The sequence below is a fragment of the Thermocrispum municipale DSM 44069 genome, from assembly GCF_000427825.1.
Taxonomy (GTDB): domain Bacteria; phylum Actinomycetota; class Actinomycetes; order Mycobacteriales; family Pseudonocardiaceae; genus Thermocrispum; species Thermocrispum municipale.
The window spans coordinates 70,375-93,236 of sequence record NZ_ATYT01000014.1 but is presented as its reverse complement, the minus strand read 5'-3'; the positions used below and the strand labels follow the sequence as shown (position 1 = coordinate 93,236).

Genomic DNA, 22,862 nt, shown 5'->3' with positions numbered 1-22,862 from the left:
GACGGCGTGTCCGAGCAGCTGACGTTCTACGAAGCGGTGGGTGGCGAGGAAACCTTCCACAAACTCGTCCACCGCTTCTACCAGGAAGTGGCCTCCGACGAGGTGCTGCGGCCGCTGTACCCGGAGGAGGACCTGGCGGGCGCGGAGGAGCGGCTGCGGCTGTTCCTGATGCAGTACTGGGGCGGGCCGCACACCTACTCCGACCGGCGGGGCCATCCGCGGCTGCGCATGCGGCACGCGCCGTACAAGATCGGGCCGATCGAGCGCGACGCGTGGCTGCGTTGTATGCGGGTCGCGGTGGACGAGAGCGGGATCACCGAGCCGTACCGCACTCAGTTGTGGCAATACCTGGAAATGGCCGCGGACAGCATGATGAACTCGTGGGTGTGACCGAGGCGCTCAACTGGTGGCGCACCGCCACCGTGTACCAGATCTACGTCCGTTCGTTCGCCGACAGCAACGGCGACGGCGTCGGTGATCTCGAAGGCATCCGCAGCCGCCTTGATTACCTGCGTGATCTCGGCGTCGACGCGGTATGGCTGACGCCGTTCTACCGCTCCCCCATGGTCGACAACGGCTACGACGTGGCCGACCCCCGTGACGTCGACCCGTTGTTCGGTGACCTCGACGCGTTCGACCGGCTGCTGGCCGATGCGCACGAGCGCGGCATCAAGGTCACCGTGGACGTGGTGCCGAATCACACCAGTTCGCAGCACCCGTGGTTCCAGGCCGCCCTGGCCTCCCCGCCGGGCAGTCCCGAGCGGGCCAGGTACTGGTTCCGGGACGGCAAGGGTGACGACGGCGAGCAGCCGCCGAACAACTGGCTCAGCTGCTTCACCGGCCCGGCGTGGACCCGGGTGGCGGACGGTCAGTGGTATCTGCACCTGTTCGCTCCGGAACAGCCGGATCTGAACTGGGCCAACCCCGAAGTGGTCGCGGACTTCCACAAGACGTTGCGGTTCTGGCTGGACCGCGGGGTGGACGGCTTCCGTATCGACGTCGCGCACGGCATGTCCAAGCCCGCCGACCTGCCCGACATGGACCCGCGGGCGATGTACAACGTGGTCGAGCACGCCACCTACACCGATCCCCGGTTGAACCACGAAGGCGTCTTCGAGCTGCATGAGGGCATCCGCCGGGTGCTCGACGAGTACCCGGGTACGGCGGCCATCGGCGAGGTGTGGACGTTCGACGACGAGCAGATGGGCCAGTACATCGCGCCGGGCAGGCTGCACCTGGGGTTCAACTTCCGGCTGGCACTCACCGACTTCGACGCCGACCAACTGCGTTCGGCGATCGACCGTTCGCTGGCGGTTCCGCTGCGCGTCGGCGCCCCGCCCACATGGACGCTGAGCAATCACGACGTCTGGCGACAGGTCAGCCGGTACGGCGACGGCGAGGTGGGCTTGGCGCGGGCGCGCGCGATGGCGCTGGTGGAGCTGGCTCTGCCCGGCGTGGTCTACCTGTACAACGGCGAGGAGCTGGGTCTGCCGAACGGCCCGCTGACCGAGGAGCAGAGCACCGACCCCGGTGGCACGTCCGACATGCAGGGCTCGCGCGACGTGGCGCGGATTCCGCTGCCGTGGTCGGGTGACGAGCCGCCGTTCGGTTTCACCAGCGGGTCGCAGACGTGGCTGCCCATGCCGGCCGACTGGGCCGATCGCACGGTCGAGCGCCAGGAGGCCGACCGCTCGTCGACGCTGTGGCTGTACCGGGATGCGCTGCGGCTACGGAAGTCGCACCCTGCGATCTCCGGCGACAAGGTCAGCTGGGAAGACGCGCCGTCCGGGTGTTTCATCATGCGACGGCCGGGCGGTTTGGCGTGTGTGCTGAACACGTCGGACGAGCTGGTGGACCTGCCCGCCGGTGAAGTGCTGCTGACCAGCGCGCAGCTGCAGGGCGGGAAGTTGCCGCCGAACTCCGCCGCCTGGGTCGTGTAAGCGGCCGGGGCAGGCGGTGCTTGGCCGCCGGACTCGTCTCCCCTAGAACACCAGCGGGAGCAGGGCGTGCCTGCGGCGAACCACCGCACCGAACCGCGCGTCGATGCGCAGCCACGAGTCGTTGGCCCGCACTCGCACGACGTCGTCGCTGTGTTCTTCCGGCTGACCGGTGAAGCCCATACCGGCCAGTGCGAACAGGCACCGCATCGGGACCTTCAGGTCGACCTGCCCGTTCGACACGGTCAGCACCGGCTGCTCCAACAGCGACGCGGGCGGATTGCCCATCGGCCCCGCGTTCTCCTTGGCCACGGTCAGGCCACGCTCGGTGAGATCGCTGACCACCGAGACCGGGACGTCGTCGACGACCGGCCAGGAACCTTGTGGCGGAAGCTCGGCGCGCCAGAGCAGATCACGAGCCGGACCCGGATCGACTTCGTCGGAACGCACCACGGTCAGCGCGGCGAGCAGCTCGTTACCGCTGACCGTCACATCCGACGGGGTCAGTTCGGCCCGCACCGCCCGAGTCGCCAGCACTTCGAACGGTGTCGTGGCCCAAGCCTCGACCACTCCCCCGCCGTCACGCACGCGCATGCGGACCGGGACCTGGGCATCCAGCCGGACGGCGCGGGCCACGAACGCCGCCAGGTTCTCCCGCTGGGCGGGGTCGTCGATACGCAGTGCCGTCACATGCTCAAGCTACCAACGCCGCCGCGGCGCCCGACGCCTCATCCGCGAGTGCGGATCAGAAATCGAACAGCGGACCTTTCCGGGCGATCATGAAGCACCGGTTCGGGAACGTCTCGGAATACTCGACATCCGATTCTCCCCAGTGCCCGGAAATGCGGCCGGTGATCGGCTGGTAAACGAACACACAGGGTCCGTCGGAATGGCTGACTTCCGCGGGGTCGCCGTTGACGTCGGCCAGCATCTGGCAAGCCTTGTCGGCGTGCGGGTGGGTGCCCCCGACCGGGTCGCACTCGAGCGTGACCTCGGTCTGCGCGCCCGAGTCGTCTTCCACGACGACCTGCAGCTCGGTGGCCGGATCCGGCTCGGCAACGGCCATCGGCGCCACGACCGCCAGCATGACCACCGGCACCGCGGCAACAATTGCTGAACGAGAGATACGCATGATTGCTCGACCGTAGTGCGGCCTGCTCCGCCGGACGGGGCAACGACCCGATGGGATGACGGAAATCGCCCCATCGGGCCGGTGGGAATTGCCGCTACCGAGCCATGCTGCGCAATTGCCTGGTCGCCACCGACAGCGCCGCCAAGTCGAGCCTGCCGACCCGGGCGATGTCGTCCAGCGCCTCCCTGGCCCTGGCGAGCCGAGAGCTGTTGGCCTTCTCCCACTGCCCGATCTTCACCTCGACCGGGTCGCCCGGGTCGCTGATGCGCAACGCGTCCAGCGTGATCGCCCGCAGGGACAGGTAGATGTCGTCGCGCAGCGCCAGTCGAGCCAGCGCGTGCCAGCGGTTGCCTCGCTCCAACGCGGTGACCGAGGTCAGCATCCGGTTGATGCCCAGGTGCTCGGACAGCGCGTAGTACAGCTCGGCCGTCTCCAGCGGGCTGCGCTCGCGATCGATGCCGATCTCCTGCTCGGCCAGCTCGGCCACCTCGGTGATGTCCAGCAGGCCGTAGGTGAACAGCAGCGCGGCGATCCGGCCGGCGAGCTGCTCCGGCACACCGTCGGCGATCAGCTCGTCGCGGCGCTGACGCAGCTCGGCCAGCTCCTCCCCACGCAGCAACTCCGGCACCTTCGGCTGCAGATCCTCGACGACGCCGGCGAACCGACTGATCTCCGCGCCGACGGCCAGCGGCTGCGGCCGCGACGACAACCACCAGCGCGCGGCGCGGTCCAGCAACCTGCGGGTCTCCAGCACCATCCGGTCGGCGACCTCGGTCGACACGACGTTGTCCAGCGCCTCGATCTCCTGCCACACCGTCGGCAGGTCGAACACGTTGGTCACCACGGTGAACGCCCGAACAGCGTCGGTCGCCGTCGCGTTCATCTCCTCGGCGAGCCGGAACGCGTACGACAGGCCGGCGCCGTCCACCACCTCGTTGACCACCTGGGTGGTGATGATCTGCCGGTTCAACGGGTGCTGCTGGATCAGGTCGGCGAACCGTTCCCGCAGCGGCGTCGGGAAGTACAGCGGCAGCCGGCGCGCGAACACGTCCTGATCGGGCAGGTCGGAGTCGATCAGTTGGTCCTTCAGATCCAGCTTGACGTGGGCCAGGATGGTGGCCAGCTCGGGCGAGGTCAGCCCCTCGCCCGCGGCGAGGAGCTTCTTGAACTCGTTGTTGCTCGGCAGCGCCTCGAGCTCCCGGTCCAGGCCCGCCTTCTCCTCGAGGTAGGACACCAACCGCTGGTGCACAGACGCCATCGGGGCGTTGTGCGCGCGGGACACCCCGAGCACGGCGTTCTGCCGGTAGTTGTGGCGCAACACCAGTTCGGCGACCTCGTCAGTCATCGACTCCAGCAGCGGAACCCGCTCGTCCTGGCTCAGCTCGCCGCGGGCGATGGCCTGCTCGAGCAGGATCTTGATGTTGACCTCGTGGTCGGAACTGTCCACCCCGGCGGAGTTGTCCAACGCGTCGGTGTTGATCTTGCCGCCGTTGCGGGCGAACTCGATCCGGCCGCGCTGGGTCAGGCCGAGGTTGCCGCCCTCGCCGACGACCTTGACCCGGAGCTGGTTGCCGTCCACCCGCACCGCGTCGTTGGCCTTGTCGCCCGCGTCGGCATGGCTTTCCGTACTCGCCTTGACGTAGGTGCCGATGCCGCCGTTCCACAGCAGGTCGACCGGCGCCAGCAGGATCGCCCGGATCAGCTCGTTCGGCGTCAGCTTGGTGACGGTGTCCGCCAGCCCCAGCGCCGCTCGCATCTCCGGCGTGATGGCAATCGTCTTGGCCGAGCGTTCGAAAACTCCGCCGCCCTTGCTGATCAGGCTCCGGTCGTAGTCCGCCCAGGTCGACCGAGGCATCTCGAACAGCCGCTTGCGCTCCTGGAACGACGTGGCGGCGTCCGGGTTCGGGTCGACGAAGATGTGCATGTGGTTGAACGCCGCAACCAGGCGGATGTGCTCGGACAGCAGCATGCCGTTGCCGAACACGTCGCCGGCCATGTCGCCGATGCCGACCACCGTGAAGTCCTGCTTCTGGGTGTCGATGCCGAGCTCGCGGAAGTGCCGTTTGACCGACTCCCAGGCGCCTCGGGCGGTGATGCCCATTTCCTTGTGGTCGTAACCGGCTGACCCGCCCGAGGCGAATGCATCACCGAGCCAGTGGCCGTAGGCGAGGCTGACCTCGTTGGCGATGTCGGAGAACGTCGCCGTGCCCTTGTCCGCCGCCACCACCAGGTAGCTGTCGTCATCGTCGTAGCGGACGACCTGCGGGGCGGGCACCGTCTTGCCGTCACGCCGGTTGTCGGTGACGTCCAGCAGGCCGGAGATGAACATGCGGTAGCAGGCGATGCCTTCCTTCTGCGTCGCCTCCCGGTCGGCCGCGGGGTCACCCGTCGGCGCGGGCGGGTTCTTCACCACGAAGCCGCCCTTGGCGCCGACCGGCACGATCACCGCGTTCTTCACCGCCTGCGCCTTGACCAGGCCGAGGATCTCGGTGCGGTAGTCCTCGCGGCGGTCCGACCAGCGCAATCCACCGCGTGCGACCGGGCCGAATCGCAGGTGGACACCTTCCACCCGCGGCGAGTACACGAAGATCTCGAACCGCGGCCGGGGTTCCGGCAGGTCGGGCACCGCGGTGGGGTCGAGCTTCAGCGACAGGTACGACCGGTGCTTGCCGTCGGAGTCCGTGCGGTAGTAGTTGGTCCGCAGCGTGGCCCTGATCAGCGTGAGCAGGCCGCGCAGGATGCGGTCCTCGTCGAGGCTCTGCACCGAGTCGATCATGGACTCGATCTCCGCGGCGTGTTCGTCGACGCGTGCGCGGCGCTCCGGGCTCGCCGTCTCGCCTTCGGCGAGACTGAACTTGAGCTCGAACAACTCCACCAGTGCCGCCGCGACCTGCGGGTGCGCCAGCAGCGTGCGCTCGATGTACGCCTGCGAGTACGGGGTGCCCGCCTGCTGCAGGTAACGCGAGTAGGCCCGCAGCACCGAGGCCTGGCGCCAGGTCAAGCCGCTGCGGAGCACCAGCCCGTTGAGGCCGTCCACCTCCGCCGAGCCGTCCCACATGGCCCGGAACGCGTCCTGGAACCGCGTCCCCAGGTCCACTTCGGTGTCCGGGTCGGTGATCTTGGCGAGGGTTTGCCGGTCGACGTGCAGGCCGAAGTCGTAGATCCAGGCGCGGCTGCCGTCGGGCATCCGGATGTCGTACGGCCGCTGGTCGAGGACCTCGACGTCCATCTGTTGCAGCATCGGCAGCAGCTGGGACAGCGAGACGCCTTCGCCCGCCAGGTAGAGCTTGAAGCGGTGGCTGGCCTCGTCCTGCTCGTCGTGACATTCGTAGAGCTGCATGCCGACATCGCCCTGGCCGGACAGGGCCTCCAGACGACGCAGGTCACGCAGCCCGGTCGCGGCGTCGAAGTCTTCCTTGTACGACTCGGGCAGCGCGTCGGCGAGCCGTTCGCCGAGCTGGGTCGCGGGCTCGTCGCGGTGGCCTTCCTTGCGACCGGCGGCCACCCGCTCTTCGTGGATGGCCTCGATGAGCTGGTCCTCCCAGCCGCGGACCGCTTCGGTGAGCCGCTGCTGGATCCGCCGCATGTCCGGCTCGATGTGCTTGTCCGGGTCGGTGTAGGCGGTGAAGTGCACCTGGGCGAACAGCGTCTCGCCGAGCCGGACGGCGAACTCGACCTCCTCCGCGCTGAGCTCCTCGCGCAGCACTTCCTGCATGGCTTGGCGGGACCGCGTGCTGTAGCGGTCGCGCGGCACGAAGACCACACACGAGTAGAAGCGGCGGTACGGGTCGCGACGCAGGAACGCGCGGATCCGTCGGCGATCGGCCAACGCGATCGCTCCGCTCGCGGTGGCGTAGAGGGAGTCGGCGTCGGTGGAGAACAGCTCGGCGCGCGGCCAGCTCTGGATGACCTCCAGCATCGCCTGCCCGGAGTGCGAATCCATCGGGAAGCCTGCCCGGTGGATGACCTCGCGGATCCGGCGATTGATGACCGGGATGTCCAGCACGTCCTCGTGCAGCGCCGACGAGGTGAACATGCCGAGGAAGCGGTGTTCTCCGGTGACTTCGCCGTTCTCGTCGAACGTCTTGACCCCGATGTAGTACGGGTGCACCGGCCGGTGAACGGTGGAGCGCGCACTCGCCGGGGTCAGGACCAGCAGCGTCTTGGCCAGCGCGGTTTCCGCGAGGTCGGTGCCTGCGGTGAGCTTGCGCGCGGCCAGGCTGTCCTGGCGGAGCACGCCGAGGCCGGTGGCCAGCACCGCCCGCAGGACCGGCTCGTCCTTGCCTGCCGGCTCCGGCCGGTCCCGCACCACTTCGTACTTGCGGTAGCCGAGGAAGCGGAAGTGGCCGTCCACCAGCCAGCGGAGCAACGCGGCACCGTCGGTGACCTCGGTCCGCGGCAGCGGCGGTGGTGAGGACTCCAGGTCGTTGGCCAGTGCGAGCGCGGTGTCGACCATTTTGACCGAGTCCTCGACCACCTCACGCACGTCGGTGATGACGGAGATGAGGTCGGTCTCGACCTTCGCGGCGCGCTCCGCGTCGGAGATCTGGTCGACCTCCACCGAGATCCAGGATTCGGCGGACGCGCCTTGGGGCGGATTGTCCAGGTCCGCCATGGGGTGCAACTTTTGCAGGGTGCCGGTCAGGTCGCGGCTCGCCAGCAGGATGGGGTGGATGATGCGTTGCACCGGCATCCCGGAGCGAGCGAACTTGGCCACCACGCTGTCGACCAGGAATGGCATGTCGTCGGTGACGACCTGCACGACGGTGACGCCTGCTGCGCCGTCACCACCCGCCGGGTTGCTGATCTTGACCACGGGCCGCCCCGGTGGACGCTGACCGGCCAGTTCCAGGTGGCTACGCACCGAGGCGACCAGGTCCTCCGGAGAGTCGTCGACGATGTCTTCCGGTGGCACGTGCCGGTAGTAGACCCGCACCAGGTCGGAGATGTCCGGCGCCCGTTCCGTTGCTGCTTCGATCAGCCGATCCCGCTGAGCCTCCAAATCGTCGGCATCCGCCGACCCCCCAGGAGATGTGCTGGAGACCTTGGTGGACGTCATGGCGCGAACAACCTCCGTTGCGGCAACGCTGCACAGTCAACGCCTCACACCCTAGCCTGCTGCGGCGGGGTTCGGGCGGTGGACGGGAGACCGCCCGGGCCGGGCGCTACAGTCATCGTGGGCCGATGTCCGCCAATGTCGGTCCGCGGACAAATCGCCTGTTCGAACCACTGTTTCGCGGCGTTGAACTGCGCTGTGTCAACGTGCCGACCCGTGGCTCGCCAGAGGCGCTCAACGCTTGTGTGTCCCGCACGATGTCCGCGCATCCGAGGCCCTGTGGTCCTCAGACCTCATGACCCGCTTGGCGAGGGGTTTCCTCGTCGCCCCCTGCTGACTGGCGATGTGGCGCTACAGGTCGCCGCGATGACCCCAAGGCCGATCATCGCGTTTGAAACGACGTCCGTTGGTGCGCCCGGACTCGGCCATCCCCGAGCCCTCCTGGCGCCGATGGCGAGCCCGTGACGACAACGACCCGGCGAGCTCATCGTCGTCATCCGGCCAGTTGCTGAAGACGGCCAGCAAGCTGTCCAGCCGTGGCGGCTCGGTGCGTCCGCTGGATGTCGACCCTCGGTCGGCCCCGTCGGCTTTCGCCGAGCGCGTCTCGGCTGCGCCTTTCGACTCGCCCGCCGACACTTCTTCCAGCTTGGCGGCGGAATCCCTCGCGTTCTCGATCGCGCTCTCCGCTCCCGGCTGCTTCTCGGGAGCTTCGGCCGCGTCCTGCGCGTTCGATCCGTCTCGCGCGTGCTTCGCTCGCGTCGGCCGATCTTCGTCCTGCGCTGCGCCGAAAAGCTCGCTGGCGGCGCGAACGTTCGACCCCTCCGACACGCTTCGCGTTCCCGCGGAATCGCCACTGGATTTCGAGTCACCGACCTGTGCCGAGGCAGCGTGTTTTCCGGTCGACGCTGCCCACGGCTCGGCTGACGGAAGGCGCCGCAAGTTCGAGTTCTCCTCGACCGAGTCCGCGCGCCGCTTGTCACCGTTGTTCGAGCGATGGGCGCCATCGTTCTCGTTCGACGGGTGCTCGTCCGATTCGGCCCTCCGCGAGACCACGTCTGGTGAGTCCGATGTCGTGTCGTCCGTAACTCGTCGGCGCCGCCCTCCGGTGCCGACGCTCACGCCCAATCGCTCCAGCACCGAGCGCGCAGCCGTCCCACCTTCAGCGCGCCGACGCCGGGGTGTCGCCTCCGCCGAGCCGGTGGCTTCTGGCTTGGACTCGGTATTCGACCGCTCAGCTTCCCCGGGGCTCGTCTCGGCCTGCCGGTCCTGAGACTGTGACTCCGTCGGCTTCGGCTCCGACTGCTCCAACCCCGCCAACCACAGCTTCGGGATGTCCGAGCTGCTGCGACCCTTCTCGTCGGTCGCCCCACCGTTGCGCGGGCCCGCCGATTCAGGTCGGGACGTTCCCGTTGATTCGGAATCCGCCGGACGTAGCCGGGGGCGCTCGTTCTGCTCGCCTCGGTTGATGGTCGGGTCGAGGACCCCGGGCAGCGCGATGGTCGGCAGGTTCACGATCGGCAGCGTGACCTTGGGCGTGACTTGAGTCGACTCGGAATCGGGTTCACGCGGGCTGCCGACCGGTTCGGACCGCTTCTCGGTCGGCGAAGCCGAGGTCGTCGCCGGAGGTGTCGCGGGCTCCTCGGCGGGTCGAGTGCTCCCGTCCTTGCCCGCGCTGCGATCGTTCGCCGACCGACTCTCGTTCGCTGCCCGGCCACTGCCCTGCGCTCGGCTGTCCACCGAGTCCAGCAGCTGCACCAGATCCACCACGCTCTGTTCGCCTCGGCCGAATTCACCGGTCAGCGACCCGATGGCTTGACGCTTGGCGCGGCCGTAGATGTGCTCGCACCGGCGAGCTTCGCGGATGGCGTGCAGTGCCGAGGTCTCCCGTCCCGCCGCCTCTTCCACGTGGGACAGCTCGAGCCACAGGCGCGCTTCGATCCAGGTGAGGTCGTAGCGCTTCACGCTGTGCAGTGCGTCGCGGACGAGCTGACCTGCCGCCTCCGCCTCGCCGGACGCCAGGTGGACGCGGGTGGCCAGCGCCAGCCGCAGCCAAGCCAGGGGCCCCACCGCTGCTGCGCGCGCCGGCTCCGCCAACGCGGTGTGCGCCAGCTCCACCGCCCGGCGGATCTCACCACGGTCCAGCAGCACGCACGCCATCTCCAGCACGATTCGCGCACGCAGCTGCATGCCGTCCTGAGCTGCCGACTCCAGACCGTCGAGCAGGTCCAATGCGCGCTGAGCGGTGTCCAGCGACGCGGCGAGATCACCGTGCCTGCGCTGATGCGCGGCCGTCCTGCTCGCGACCATCGCGCGGAGCAGGATGCGATCGACGTCGGACAGGTCCGGATCCGAGCGCACCAACCGGTCGGCCTCGTCCAGGGCTGCTTCCAGGATCGTCTGCCTGCCCACCGGCGCCAGGCACCCGACCAGTTGCATCAACGCCATCGCCCGGCACACCGCCGGCAAGTCGCGCTGTCCGAGGATCGGCCGAAGCGCTGCCAACCCGGTCATCGGCACCCCAGCGCTACGCGCGCACACCGCCAGCTCGACGCGCATCTGAGCCGCCAATTCGGCGTGCCCATCTGCCTCGGCGGTGCGCAGCACGGTGACCGCGCGATGCACGACGTCGGCCCGCTGCCCCATCCTCATCCGGGCGAAGACCGACAGCCCTTCGGCGTTGACCCAGAGCTTCTCGGAGCCCGCGGCTTCCGCCAACGCGGCCGCCCGTTCCCCGAGGACCAGCGCCAGCTCCGGCGCACGAAACCGCAGCTGCGCCCCTTGGGCCAGCAGGCGTTCGGCAGGAGTGACGTCCGGCCTGATCACCGACAGCGCTGGGGTGCCGGCGCCCGACCGGCGAGCGCTGTTGCGTGCGTGACCAGCAACCCCCTGCTCGTCGTGCATGCCTGCAGCCACAAGGCCTCCGGTGGTCGTCGGTGACGGTCGCTGGTCAGTCGCGTGTCAGCTTCCGATACGTCACCCTATGCGGACGGGCTGCCTCAGCACCCAGCCTTTCGATCTTGTTCTTCTCGTAGCCCTCGAAGTTGCCCTCGAACCAGAACCACTTCGCCGGGTTCTCCTCGGTACCTTCCCAGGCGAGGATGTGGGTCGCCACTCGGTCCAGGAACCACCGGTCGTGCGAGATGACCACCGCACAGCCGGGGAACTGCTCGAGCGCGTTCTCCAACGAGCCCAGCGTCTCGACGTCGAGGTCGTTCGTCGGCTCGTCGAGCAGGATCAGGTTCCCGCCTTCCTTCAGAGTCAGCGCCAGGTTCAGCCGGTTGCGCTCACCACCGGACAGCACGCCCGCGGGCTTCTGCTGATCCGGTCCCTTGAACCCGAAAGCGCTGACGTAGGCCCGCGACGGCATCTCCGTCTGGCCGACGTGGATGTAGTCGAGACCGTCGGAGACGACCTCCCACACCGTCTTCTCCGGGTCGATACGCTCGCGAGTCTGGTCGACGTAGGACAGCTTGACCGTGTCGCCGATGCGGACGGTACCTGCGTCCGGCTTCTCCAGGCCGACGATCGTCTTGAACAGCGTGGTCTTGCCGACGCCGTTCGGGCCGATCACGCCGACGATGCCGTTGCGCGGCAGGCTGAACGACAGGTCGTCGATGAGCACACGGTCGTCGAAGCCCTTACGCAGGTTCTCCACCTCGACCACCACGTTGCCCAGGCGGGGCCCCGGCGGGATCTGGATCTCCTCGAAGTCCAGCTTGCGGTGACGCTCCGCCTCCGCGGCCATCTCCTCGTACCGCTCCAGACGAGCACGGGACTTGGTTTGCCGCGCCTTGGCGTTGGACCGCACCCACTCCAGCTCTTTCTTGAGCCGCTTGGCGAGCTTGGCGTCCTTCTTGCCCTGGATCTCCAGCCGTTCCCGCTTCTTCTCCAGGTACGTCGAGTAGTTGCCCTCGTACCCGACGACGCGGCCGCGGTCCAGCTCCATGATCCACTCGGCGACGTTGTCCAGGAAGTACCTGTCGTGTGTCACGGCCAGGACCGCGCCCGGGTAGTTGGCCAGGTGCTGCTCCAGCCACAGCACGCTCTCCGCGTCCAGGTGGTTGGTGGGCTCGTCCAGCAGCAGCAGGTCCGGCTTGGACAGCAGCAGCTTGCACAACGCCACCCGGCGGCGTTCACCACCCGACAGATGTGTGACCGGCTCGTCCGGCGGCGGGCAACGCAGCGCGTCCATCGCCTGCTCGAGCTGGGAGTCGAGCTCCCAGGCGTCGGCGTGGTCAAGCTCTTCCTGGAGCTTGCCCATCTCCTCCATCAGCTCGTCGCTGTAGTCGGTCGCCATCTTCTCGGCGATCTCGTTGAAGCGGTCGAGCTTGACCTTGATCTCGCCGAGGCCCTCCTCGACGTTGCCGCGGACCGTCTTCTCGTCGTTCAGCGGCGGCTCCTGGAGGAGGATGCCCACACTGGCGCCCGGCTGCAGCTGGGCGTCGCCGTTACTGGGCTGCTCCAGGCCCGCCATGATCTTCAACACGGTCGACTTGCCCGCGCCGTTCGGCCCGACGACGCCGATCTTGGCGCCCGGATAGAACGCGGTGCTGACGTCGTCCAAGATCACCTTGTCGCCGACCGTCTTGCGCACCTTGCGCATGGTGTAGATGAACTCGGCCATCTGTCAGACTGCCCCCGCCCCGCTCGCTCGAGCGCGTCGTACCGCTGTAGTCATGGAGTCTGATGGTAGAGCCGTCGCCACGGCGCCCTGTCGGCGGCCGTCGGCAGCACTCCGCGTAGTCGGACGCTCCGCGTCGCCTGCCCCAAACCGCCTGAAACCGCTCAAGCCGCTACGGGCTGTGCACTTGTGGACGTATCACCGACCCTGAGCCTGCGCACCTCCGCAACCGCTCGAGTCAGGTTGGGACCGACCGCGAAAGCATCCAGCTCCGTGGCATAGCGCGTCTTGCCGCCGTCTTCGTACTCGCGAGTGCGCAACCGCCCACAGACGATCACGTCGTCGCCCTTGGCCAACGACATCGAGACGTTGCGCGCCAGCCGGCGCCAGCACGTGACCCACACCGAGAACTTGCGACCGTCGACCCAGTCCCCGACGGTCTTGTCGAATCGTCGCTCGGTACTGATCACCAAGAATCCAGCCATTTCATTGCCCTCCCCCACATCCCGCCGCTCCACGTCAGTGGCTACGCGCCCGCTGACCGTCACCACCGTTTCACCAGTTGCCATCGGTATCTCCTCACCTCGTTTCGTTTGTCCCAGAGTGCAGGCGCAGCACGGGGAGACCCAAGGCCTCGACGAGGCGGGTGTGGACAACTGGCGGGTAGTGGATAACTCTCGGGCTACTGCTCCGATTCGGCGGACTTGCCCGCCATCTTCGCCAGCATCGCGTTGTACGCCGCGAGCTCGTCGTCCTGGTCGCCCAGACGACGTGCCCTGCGGTCGACCCGGCGGGCTTCTCGCTCGTCGGCTTGCGCCCACTGCACCATGAGCGCCACGAGCACGATCAGCGCGGGAACCTCACCGAACGCCCAGGCGATGCCGCCGCCGAGGCGTTGATCGGTGAGCAGGTCACCGACCCACGGCAGCTTGAGCTGGGTGTAGAACTCCTCGCCGATCACCGTCTGCGAGCTCATCAGGATCACCCCGAAGAACGCGTGGAACGGCATCGACAGGAACATGACACCGACACGGCCGAGCGGCATCAGCCGCCGCGGCGCCGGGTCCACGCCGATGAGCGGCCAGAAGAACACATAGCCCGCCAGCAGGAAGTGGGCGTTCATGGCCAGATGCGCCCAGTGGTATTCCAACGCGACGTCGAACAGTCCGGAGAAGTAGAGCAGGTAGAAGGACCCGACGAACAGCAGCAGCGCGATGATCGGCTGCGTGAGCCACCGCGCGACCGGTGAGTTCACCGCGGCGAGCAGCCACTCTCGGGGGCCAGGCGGTGCGTCGCGGCCCGCGGGTGGCAAGGCACGCAACGCGAGTGTCGTCGCGCCACCGAGAACGAGCAGCACCGGCGCGACCATGGACAGGAACATGTGCGTGCCCATGTGCACGCTGAACATCGCGGGCGAATACCGTCCGATCCCGGACGAGGTGGCGATCAGCAGCGAGGCGCAGCCACCAAGCCATGCGACGGTGCGGCCGACCGGCCAGTGATCGCCGCGCTTGCGCAACCGTCGGACGCCGGCCAGATAGAGCACGGCGAGCGTGATCGCCGCCGTTCCGTACACGAAATCGAACCGCCAGTCGAACAGCAGGCGACCGAAAGTGGGCGGACCGTCCAGCTCGTAGCCGATCAACAGCTCCACTCGGCCGGGCACCGTTCCTTCGTCCGGGCTCGGAGTGCGCGACAGCGCTCCGGCGATGCCGAACGTCAGGCACATGAGGAGGATCTCGACGCCGGCCAGCTGCAGCAGCGGCCCCCTGGTGCCGGATTCCTGCAGCGCACGAACGCCACGCGCCCGCTGCTGTTGCCCGAACACACCGAGAACGCCGAGGGCCACGATCTTGGCGAGCAGCAACAGGCCGTAAGCATCGCTGAACAGCTGATCGGGCGTGATGCGCACCAGGCCGTTCACGACGCCGGACACCGCCATGACGATCCAGCAGACCAGGGCCAGGCGCGAGAACCGCCGGGCTGCGAGCGGAAGGTTCTTGCTGCCCCGTTTACCCAGGGCGAGCAGCGCGATCAGGCCGCCGACCCACAGCGCCGCAGCGATCAGGTGATACAGCAGGCTGTTGGTGGCGACGTCGTGGGCACCGCCGCTCGCCGAGTGGCCGATGAGGGCAAGTGGCACCAGGCCGAGGAGGGAGAAGCCGAACAGCGTCACCGTCCATCCCCAGGTCAGCGTCAGCTGCGCGCCCACCGCGACGATCAGCGCGACGCACGCGGTCACCAGCCATGCCCGCGGCGCTTCGACGACGTCGAGGATGACGACGAAGACCTCTGGGTCGAGGACTTCCCCGACGGGGCGTCCGGCACTTTCCGCGGCGCTGAAGTAGGCGCTGGCCACAGCGAAGACGAACCACAGCCACGACGTGAACGCCGCTACGCGTAACGCGCCGTAGCCGTCGGCGGCAAGCGTGCCTGACTTCTGCGGCGGGACGAGGAACGCGGCCAGCAGCAACGAACCGATCACCACGACCGCGGACACCTCGGCGAACAGCCGAACCACCGAGACGCCGTAGGTCGTCAGGGGGCCCGGGTCGCGCAGACCCGTGATGGCGGTCAGGTTGGTCCCACCCGTTTGCCTGAGCAGCACCACCGCGACGACGACGGCGACGAGGCTGCCCAGCATCACCAATGCGGTGACGCCGAAAGACCTGGGCTTCTTCCTCGTCAGCTGCTCGGTGGCCACGACACGAAGCCTAGGCCGGTGCGCGGGATCACGAACGCGCGGGTTTACCACAGCAGAGCGCTGCGTGCAGCACGTAACCGGAATTTGTGGATAACGCGCCCTGCTCGGTGCGCCGGCAAGGACTTATCCACAGATTCGCCGGAGCACCCCCACGGCGTTGCTGATCATGTGACGGTTGATGGCGAGACAGGCCCTTGGGGGAAGGACGAACAATGACCGACAGCTTGCGCTCTCGCGCACTTCGAACCGTTCTGCTCGCCGTAGGTATCGGCATGGTGTTGGGCTCTGGTGCGACAACGGCCGGCGCGACCGAGCACTCGACGCGCCCGGTAACAGCCGCACTGAGCGCCGAGTCGCCTGTCGAAGCCAAGGCACCCGTCGGAGAGGCCGAGTGCGAGCCAGGTGAATTCTGTCTGTGGGAGCGTGCGGACTATCGCGGCGAGATTCTTCGGCTGGACCTGCGCAACGCCAACCCGAATGAATGCATTCCGCTTCCGGAGGGCTTCGTCGGCCGCTCGTTCGCCAACCGCACTGCCGACCGCCATGTGACGGTCTACCAAGGCCGGGACTGCTCGACGGAGGGCGACTTCACCACGTATCCCGGTGGGGGCACGTTCGTCCCGCAAGCTCCGTTCGTCGTGCGCGGCATCCAGGTGTGGGAGTAGGGGTGAACGAACTCCGCGTGCCGTGCGTGGCTCCGCCCGGCTCGTCGGTGGCGGGTGGGCGCTTGCCGCCTAGTTCCCTTCCGCGGCTGCGGCCAGGTTGTTCACCGACGCAAGCAGGTTGTCCTCCGTAGTGGATCGCGCGCGCTCCAGCCGGGTCGGGTCATCGAGCTGGGTCCAGTCGTAGGTGTGCGTGACCCTGGTGCGTGACTCTCCGAGCGGCTCGAGCTCCCACCGCCAGAGGTGGCCCGGCGGCTGCTTACCGCTGTCGGCGGGCCGCCAGGCGATGCGGCGATTCTCCTCGAATTCGACGACGTGGTTGTCCCGCACACCGCCGTTGGTCAGGTGCATGCGAAAGACATCGCCAACGGCGGTGACGCGCTGACCTTCGTCGGCGCGGGCGAGGTTGTCGTTGCCGTCCCAGCGCGGTTGCTGAGCCGGATCGGCGATCAGGCTGAACAGCGTCTCCGCGCTGGCGGCAACGTCCCGGGTGACACGAACGATGCGTGGCTCGTCGGCGTCGGGGTTCATGAGCACATCGAAGCACTCAGGTACCGGTCGGCGCCACGACACACATCGGGCCGGGCGTGCAGCACCAGCCGCCAGGGTCACCCCAGGTGCGGCACGATCTCGTTGACCACGAGGTCGATCTGGTCGAGATCGTCCAGGTCCAGCACCTGGAGGTAGACACGGGAGATTCCGGTCTTCTCGCGCCAACGCCCGAGCCGGTCGACGATCTCGGCAGGCGTGCCTGCCAACGGGTTGTCGGCCAGATCCTCGGGTGAGCGGCTCAGCTGCTCGGCACGACGAGCCACCTCCGCACTCGTCCTGCCGATCACCAAGGTGTGCACGAGCGATCGCTTGATCTCCGACGGGTCACGGCCGATGTCGTCACAGGCCCGTGCGACCCGGTCGAACTGGGCGACAGCGGTGTCCGGGTCACTGAACGGCATGTTGAACTCGGTGGCGTAGCGGGCCGCCAGAGCGGGCGTCCGCCGTCGCCCGTTCCCGCCGATGATGACCGGGATCTTGCGCGTCGGCTTGGGCAGCCCGGGCGAGTTCACCACGGTGTAGTGGGCGCCGTCGAACGAGAACGTCTCGCCCTCCGGGGTCGCCCAGAGGCCGGTGATGATCTCCAGTTGCTCGGCCAAGCGCTCGAACCGCTCGCGAACCGGTGGGAATGGGATGCCGTAACCGGTGTGCTCGGCCTCGAACCAGCCCGCGCCGAGCCCGAGTTCGATGCGACCACCGGACATGACGTCGGCCTGAGCCACCGCGATCGCAAGCGGCCCGGGCAGCCGGAATGTCGCCGAGGTGACCAGCGTGCCCAGCGCGATCCCCTTGGTCTGCACCGCCAGCGCGGACAGCGTCGTCCAGGCGTCCGTCGGTCCAGGCAGGCCGGAGCCACCCATGCTCAGGTAGTGATCCGAGCGGAAAAACCCGTTCAGGCCTGCCGCTTCGGTAGCTTGAGCAACGCGAAGCAGATCGCTGTACGTGGCACCTTGCTGCGGCTCGGTGAAGATCATGAATTCCACAGCCGCCGATGGTAGTCGCAGCGGTGGACCGACCGGCGAAGGAGCGTTCCACGACATGACGGAAGCTGCCTTCGGCTGGCGGTACGTGGCGTATCAGGCATCGAACGACCTGGTGCCGTTCTATCCCCTGTACGCGGTGCTGTTCGCCGACAGTGGCCTGTCCGAAGCCGACATCGCCGTGCTGCTGAGCCTGTGGATGGTGGCCGGACTGGTTCTGGAGGTGCCGTCCGGCGCGTTGGCCGACACCCTGTCGCGCCGCAAGCTGCTGATGTTCGGCACGCTGGCACGGGCCACCGGTTTCACGTTGTGGGTGGTGTGGCCGACCATGCTCGGCTTCACGATCGGGTTCGTGTTGTGGGCGCTGGAGGAGTCGCTGAATTCCGGGACGTCAGAGGCCCTGCTGTATGACGAACTCGCCGCCCTCGGCGTGGAACAGAACTACCAGCGCTGGGCGTCCCGTACCTATACCGCGGCACTGGCCGCCCAGCTCACCGCGACCTTGTCGGCCGCTCCCCTGTTCGCCTGGGGCGGCTATCCGTTGATCGCCGCCGTCAGCGTCGGCGCGGGACTCGTCGGCGTGGCGTTGGTGGCCTCGATGCCGGAGCGACCACGCGTCGAGAAGGTCGACGGCGGCTGGCGTCACTGGCTGTCCATGCTGCGGTCCGGCAGCGTGGAAGCCGGCCGGTCACCGCTGGTGCGTCGCCGCGTCCTGGTCTACGCGGTGCTTGTGGCCGGTACGGCGTTGGACGAAGCCTTCCCCCTGCTCGCGGTGGAAGTTGGCGTGGCCACCGCACTCGTCCCGTTGGTCATCGGGGCGACCGTGCTCGGGCAGCTCGGCGGCTCGGCGCTGGGCGGTCGCCGCATGGCCGATCGACCGCTCGCGGGTGTCCTGCTGGCGGCGACGGGCATGATCGTGGCCGGGGCGTTGGCCGGCAGCGTGTGGGGTTTCGTGCCCATCGCGCTCGGCTACGGCGGGCTGCAGTACGGAATCGTCCTTGCCGACGCCAAGCTCCAAGCGTCCGTGGAAGGCCCCGCGCGGGCCACAGTCACATCGGTCGCAGGTCTTGGTGCGGGGATCGGCGCTCTCGGTTCTTATGCGCTGTGGGGTGCGGTCGCCGAGTTCCACGGCAACGGTTTGGGCGTCGCCGCAATCGCACTGCTGTTGCTGCCGGCCGTTGTGCTGCTGGCGTACCGCACGCCCGGTGCCAAGACGCGCTGAGGATCAGCCGAACAGCACGGTCGACTTCTGCCGAGACCGTGCCGCGCGAACCGCACCAGCAAGGGCTGCGGCGGCGAGGGCGGCAAGGCTGGCAGCGGCAACCTCGGGCGCGGTGGTGGCAACGGCGATCCACGCGAACGCCCAGCAGACCGCCAGGACGAAGCCCGCTATCGCAGGTAGCCACCAGATCGCGGCGACGACCAACACTGCGGTCACGACAAGGGCAGCCACCGACAACCACGCGGAGGGCGCACTCGCGACCGCAGCGAGAGTCGTGCCTGCACCCGCCACGGTCGCGATAGCCACCCAGCCGAGGTAGACGGTGATCGGCAGGCGCAACAGCAACCGGTCCGCCCATCCGCCGCCCGGCGATCGCATGCGGTTGGCCGCGCAGGCCAGGACCACCAGCAGAGCCACGATGGCGACTTGCGCCGGGATGAACGATCGTTGCGTGAACAGCACGATCCAGGTCGCGTTCAACACCCCGGCGGCGACCAGCCACCATCCCGAGCGGCGGTGCACCACGCGGGCACGCTGTCCGGGAAGTACTTGCCGCACGGCCAGAATCAAGAACGCCGCGTAGATCAGCGACCAGATGGAGAACGCGGCGCCTCCGGGTTGCAGCAGAGTCGGATAGGCGTTCGCCACAGAACTCACCGACTCGCCCAGCAATCCGGGCCCGCCGACGATACCGCCGGCAATTTGCAGCACGGCCGCGGCCAACACCGCGAAAGCTCGTACGGAGTCCGCGCGAGTTGACGATTCCGGACTTTCGTTCACTGGTCACTCCCTTGGCGCGGTCGTCGCGGGTGAATACCACGAACGCATGCCTGATACCCATCGTTCACCGCAGTGAGCGATCTCGCCGATTGCGCCGGTTTCCCTGGAGCGTCTCGAGCTGCCGACCTTGTTCGCCGTCCAGGTGCCGACTTCGGATTCGGGTCCGCGCGGTATTCAGTCGCCTGTCGTCGCCCTGCCCAGGAATGTCAGGTACCGGTCAACTCCCCTGGCTGGCGGCTGAGACATGCGGAAACTGGTGCCGCTCATTCATCGCCGGGAGGTATTGATGAAGTCTCAGTTGTTCCAGCTTGCCGCGGTCGCCCTGCTTGCCGCCGGCGCGCTCGCGACGTCCACCACGACCAATGAGGACGCTTCGTCGTCGGCGCCGTCACGACCGACATCCGGCAATTCCGGAGAGTGCCAGTGCCCGGCCGACGTGCTCGACCTGCAGAGCTGGAAGGTGACCCTGCCGACCGGTGGTGACGACGCCGAGGAGATCAAACAGCCCGAGCTGGCGACCTTCGCCGCGGACCCGTGGTTCGTGGCGACGGAGAACTGTGACGGCATCCGATTCCGCTCGGCGGTCAACGGCGCCACCACCGGCAACTCGGCGTACCCGAGGTCGGAATTGCGCGAGATGGTGTCGGACGGAAGCGACGAAGCCGGCTGGTCGACCACCGAAGGCACGCATACGCTGACCGCCAAGCTCGCGTTCACCGCGACGCCGAATGACAAGCCGCACGTCGTCGGGGCCCAGGTGCACGGTGGGGACGACGACGTCACGGTGTTCCGGTTGGAGGGCACCGAGCTGTGGATCACCGACGGCGACGAACCGCACCACCACTTGATCACCGACAACTACCAGCTCGGCACGGTCTTCGAGGCCAAGTTCGTCGCCTCGGACGGAAAGATCGAGGCCTACTACAACGGCGAACTGCAGACGACGGTGGAATCCGACGCGTCGGAGGCCTACTTCAAGACCGGCGCCTATACCCAGGCGAACTGCGAGAAGTCCGACCCGTGCGACGAGAGCAATTACGGCGAGGTCGTGCTGTACGAGCTGAACGTCGAACACCGCGAATAGCCTCAGCCGCGCGCCGCCTCGGCCACCGGTGGTAGGCGGCGGGTGGCCGGAAGAGGAGCGGTCACCGGACGGTCGGCGGGGGACCGAGCCTCGACAATCCGGCCGTCCCACACCGACGCCAATTCGGAAAAGGGTGGGAACAACCCGCCGGACCGTCGCGCAGTCGGACGCAATCAAGGCCTTACGTCGCCTTCCGCCCGTAGGCTGAGTGCATGGCCGACAAAGAGTTCAAGCGCGACATGAACTACATCCCCGACCGCATCACCAAAGACGCCCGCGTCCCGGAACACGGACCGGTCAACGGTGAGCTGTGGCCGGTGGAGCCGGGGCGGTACCGGCTCATCGCGGCGGCGGCGTGCCCGTGGGCGAACCGCACCCTGATCGTGCGCAAACTCCTCGGGCTCGAGGACGTCATCTCCGTCGGCATGCCGGGGCCGACGCACGACGAGCGCAGCTGGACGTTCGACCTCGACCCGGGCGGCCGTGATCCGGTGCTGGGCATCGAACGCCTGCAGGAGGCCTATTTCCGACGCATCCCGAACTACCCGCGCGGCATCACCGTGCCCGCCATCGTGGACATTCCGACGGGTCAGGTCGTCACCAACGACTTTCCCTGGATCACGCACGACTTCTTCTTCGAATGGTCCGACTACCACAAGTCGGACGCGCCCAACTTGTGGCCCGCGGACGTTCGGGAAGAAATGGAAGAGGTGATGGAGCGCATTTTCCACGGCGTCAACAACGGCGTGTACCGCTGCGGGTTCGCCGGGTCGCAGGCGGCCTACAACGAGGCCTACGACCTGCTGTGGGAAACCATGGATTGGCTGGAGAAGCGGTTGACGGATCGCCGGTATCTGATGGGCGATGCGATCACCGAAGCCGACGTGCGACTGTTCACCACGCTCGTGCGGTTCGACGCGGTGTATCACGGCCACTTCAAGTGCAATCGGAACAAGCTGACCGAGATGCCCGCGCTGTGGGCCTACGCGCGCGACCTGTACCAGACGCCGGGCTTCGGGGAGACCGTCGACTTCGAGCAGATCAAGCAGCACTACTACATCGTTCACACCATGATCAACCCGACACAGATCGTGCCGAAGGGACCGGACCCGGAGGTGTGGTTGACTCCGCACGGCCGCGGCTAGCGCCGAACATCGGGCCGCGCCTCCGTGATCGGCCGCCGCGCCTGAGCGAGCACGGAGTTCGGACACCGCACATTGTCGGTGGGCACCGCTAGCCTTCCGGCATGCGAGTCGGCATCATGCTCATCCCTGAACACCGCTGGGCACAGGCGGCGCCCCAGTGGCGTGCCGCCGAGCGGTACGGATTCGATCATGCCTGGACCTACGACCACATCGGCTGGCGTAGCTTCGTGGACAGCCCGTGGTTCAGCGCGATGCCGACTCTCACCGGCGCCGCGCTCGTCACCGAGCGCATCGAACTCGGCACGATGGTCGCCTCGGCCGCTTTCCGGCACCCGGTCCCGTTCGCCCGCGAGGTGGTCCATGTCGATGACGTCTCCGGCGGGCGGCTCCTGCTCGGCCTCGGCGCCGGGTCGATGGGCGCCTACGACTATGCGGTCCGCGGCGAGGATCCACCGACGCCGAAACAGAAGGCCGATCGCTTCATCGAATTCGCCGAAGCGCTCGCCGGGCTGGTGCACACGGACAAGTTCAGCTACGAGGGCGAGTACTTCACCGCCGTCGAGGCGCGCAATCTGCCCGGTCCGACGCGTCAGCCTGGCATTCCCTTGCTCATCGCGGCCAACGGTCCCCGCACGATGCGCCTGGCAGCAAGCTTGGGTGACGGCTGGATCACCACGGGTCGCGGCGGCGCGGACGCGGAGGAATGGTGGCGGGGCGTCACCGAGCTCGCGTCGGCCTTCGACAACGCGCTGGACAAGGCGGGGCGCGACCCTGGGGACGTTCGCCGGTACCTCTACGCCGATGCCGGCCCTGCCTATTCCTTGACGAGCGTGGCCACTTTCCGGGAGACCGCCGAGCGCACGAAGGAGCTGGGTTTCACCGACCTGGTGGTGCACTGGCCGCGTCCGGAGCCGCCGTTCGCCGGTGATCACGCGGTACTGGACGAGTTGGCAGGCGGGGTGCTGGACGAGGTCCGCGCCGAGTGAT

At 67.9% G+C, this 22,862-nt stretch carries 17 protein-coding genes; 7 read left to right on the top strand and 10 right to left on the bottom strand.

The features are described 5' to 3' along the window. Positions 1-6 precede the first annotated feature (6 nt). Both YWM_RS0113235 and YWM_RS0113230 read left to right on the top strand, forming a co-directional pair. Entirely contained in the window at positions 7-390 is a 384-nt protein-coding gene (locus tag YWM_RS0113235) for a globin (protein ID WP_028851130.1), read from the top strand. Beyond that, the gene (locus tag YWM_RS0113230) at positions 387-1,940 is read left to right on the top strand and encodes a glycoside hydrolase family 13 protein (protein ID WP_028851129.1); all 1,554 of its coding nucleotides are present in this window, start codon (positions 387-389) and stop codon (positions 1,938-1,940) included. The genes YWM_RS0113235 and YWM_RS0113230 overlap by 4 nt, the downstream gene beginning before the upstream one ends. Positions 1,941-1,982: 42 nt before the next feature. Here YWM_RS0113230 and YWM_RS0113225 read toward each other — a convergent pair whose 3' ends face one another. From YWM_RS0113225 to YWM_RS0113195, 7 genes are all read right to left on the bottom strand, one after another. Further along, entirely contained in the window at positions 1,983-2,627 is a 645-nt protein-coding gene (locus tag YWM_RS0113225) for a DUF8010 domain-containing protein (protein WP_028851128.1), read from the bottom strand. 55 nt (positions 2,628-2,682) lie between these two features. Beyond that, positions 2,683-3,069: an SSI family serine proteinase inhibitor gene (locus YWM_RS23585; protein ID WP_084612391.1), complete on the bottom strand. Its 387-nt coding sequence runs from the start codon at positions 3,067-3,069 to the stop codon at positions 2,683-2,685. A 94-nt stretch (positions 3,070-3,163) separates the two neighbouring features. Next, the gene (locus tag YWM_RS0113215) at positions 3,164-8,128 is read right to left on the bottom strand and encodes an NAD-glutamate dehydrogenase (protein ID WP_028851127.1); all 4,965 of its coding nucleotides are present in this window, start codon (positions 8,126-8,128) and stop codon (positions 3,164-3,166) included. Positions 8,129-8,476: 348 nt separating this feature from the next. Then, the gene (locus YWM_RS23580; RefSeq protein ID WP_156914768.1) at positions 8,477-11,038 is read right to left on the bottom strand and encodes a hypothetical protein; all 2,562 of its coding nucleotides are present in this window, start codon (positions 11,036-11,038) and stop codon (positions 8,477-8,479) included. A 34-nt stretch (positions 11,039-11,072) separates the two neighbouring features. Further along, positions 11,073-12,749 carry an energy-dependent translational throttle protein EttA gene (ettA, locus tag YWM_RS0113205; RefSeq protein ID WP_028851126.1) on the bottom strand — a complete coding sequence of 559 codons (1,677 nt, stop codon included), beginning with the start codon at positions 12,747-12,749 and terminating at the stop codon, positions 11,073-11,075. Positions 12,750-12,910: 161 nt separating this feature from the next. Next, the gene (gene ssb / locus YWM_RS23575; protein WP_084612390.1) at positions 12,911-13,315 is read right to left on the bottom strand and encodes a single-stranded DNA-binding protein; all 405 of its coding nucleotides are present in this window, start codon (positions 13,313-13,315) and stop codon (positions 12,911-12,913) included. A 113-nt stretch (positions 13,316-13,428) separates the two neighbouring features. After that, a complete protein-coding gene (locus tag YWM_RS0113195) occupies positions 13,429-15,390 on the bottom strand; it encodes a bifunctional copper resistance protein CopD/cytochrome c oxidase assembly protein (protein ID WP_052344872.1) in 1,962 nt (653 codons plus the stop codon). Between the two features lie 272 nt (positions 15,391-15,662). On the opposite strand from YWM_RS0113195, the gene YWM_RS0113190 reads away from it, so the two are divergent. Then, positions 15,663-16,115: a peptidase inhibitor family I36 protein gene (locus YWM_RS0113190; protein ID WP_052344864.1), complete on the top strand. Its 453-nt coding sequence runs from the start codon at positions 15,663-15,665 to the stop codon at positions 16,113-16,115. Positions 16,116-16,184: 69 nt separating this feature from the next. Here YWM_RS0113190 and YWM_RS0113185 read toward each other — a convergent pair whose 3' ends face one another. Further along, positions 16,185-16,643: an SRPBCC family protein gene (locus YWM_RS0113185; RefSeq protein ID WP_028851123.1), complete on the bottom strand. Its 459-nt coding sequence runs from the start codon at positions 16,641-16,643 to the stop codon at positions 16,185-16,187. Positions 16,644-16,720: 77 nt separating this feature from the next. Then, positions 16,721-17,647 carry an LLM class F420-dependent oxidoreductase gene (locus YWM_RS0113180; RefSeq protein WP_028851122.1) on the bottom strand — a complete coding sequence of 309 codons (927 nt, stop codon included), beginning with the start codon at positions 17,645-17,647 and terminating at the stop codon, positions 16,721-16,723. A gap of 55 nt (positions 17,648-17,702) precedes the next feature. On the opposite strand from YWM_RS0113180, the gene YWM_RS0113175 reads away from it, so the two are divergent. Continuing rightward, positions 17,703-18,866: an MFS transporter gene (locus YWM_RS0113175; protein ID WP_043660995.1), complete on the top strand. Its 1,164-nt coding sequence runs from the start codon at positions 17,703-17,705 to the stop codon at positions 18,864-18,866. A 3-nt stretch (positions 18,867-18,869) separates the two neighbouring features. On the opposite strand, the gene YWM_RS23570 is transcribed toward YWM_RS0113175, so the two are convergent. Continuing rightward, positions 18,870-19,646, bottom strand: a complete 777-nt coding sequence (locus YWM_RS23570; protein ID WP_043660993.1) for a tryptophan-rich sensory protein — start codon at positions 19,644-19,646, stop codon at positions 18,870-18,872. Positions 19,647-19,932: 286 nt separating this feature from the next. Here YWM_RS23570 and YWM_RS23565 point away from each other — a divergent pair, with 286 nt between their 5' ends. The 3 genes from YWM_RS23565 to YWM_RS0113155 all read left to right on the top strand — a co-directional run bounded on the left by YWM_RS23565 (position 19,933) and on the right by YWM_RS0113155 (position 22,861). Next, complete coding sequence (locus YWM_RS23565) at positions 19,933-20,730, top strand: polysaccharide lyase family 7 protein (RefSeq protein ID WP_084612395.1); 798 nt, start codon at positions 19,933-19,935, stop codon at positions 20,728-20,730. 212 nt (positions 20,731-20,942) lie between these two features. Continuing rightward, complete coding sequence (locus YWM_RS0113160) at positions 20,943-21,875, top strand: glutathione S-transferase family protein (protein WP_028851120.1); 933 nt, start codon at positions 20,943-20,945, stop codon at positions 21,873-21,875. 101 nt (positions 21,876-21,976) lie between these two features. Beyond that, the gene (locus tag YWM_RS0113155; protein ID WP_028851119.1) at positions 21,977-22,861 is read left to right on the top strand and encodes an LLM class flavin-dependent oxidoreductase; all 885 of its coding nucleotides are present in this window, start codon (positions 21,977-21,979) and stop codon (positions 22,859-22,861) included. The last annotated feature ends 1 nt before the right edge of the window (position 22,862 follow it).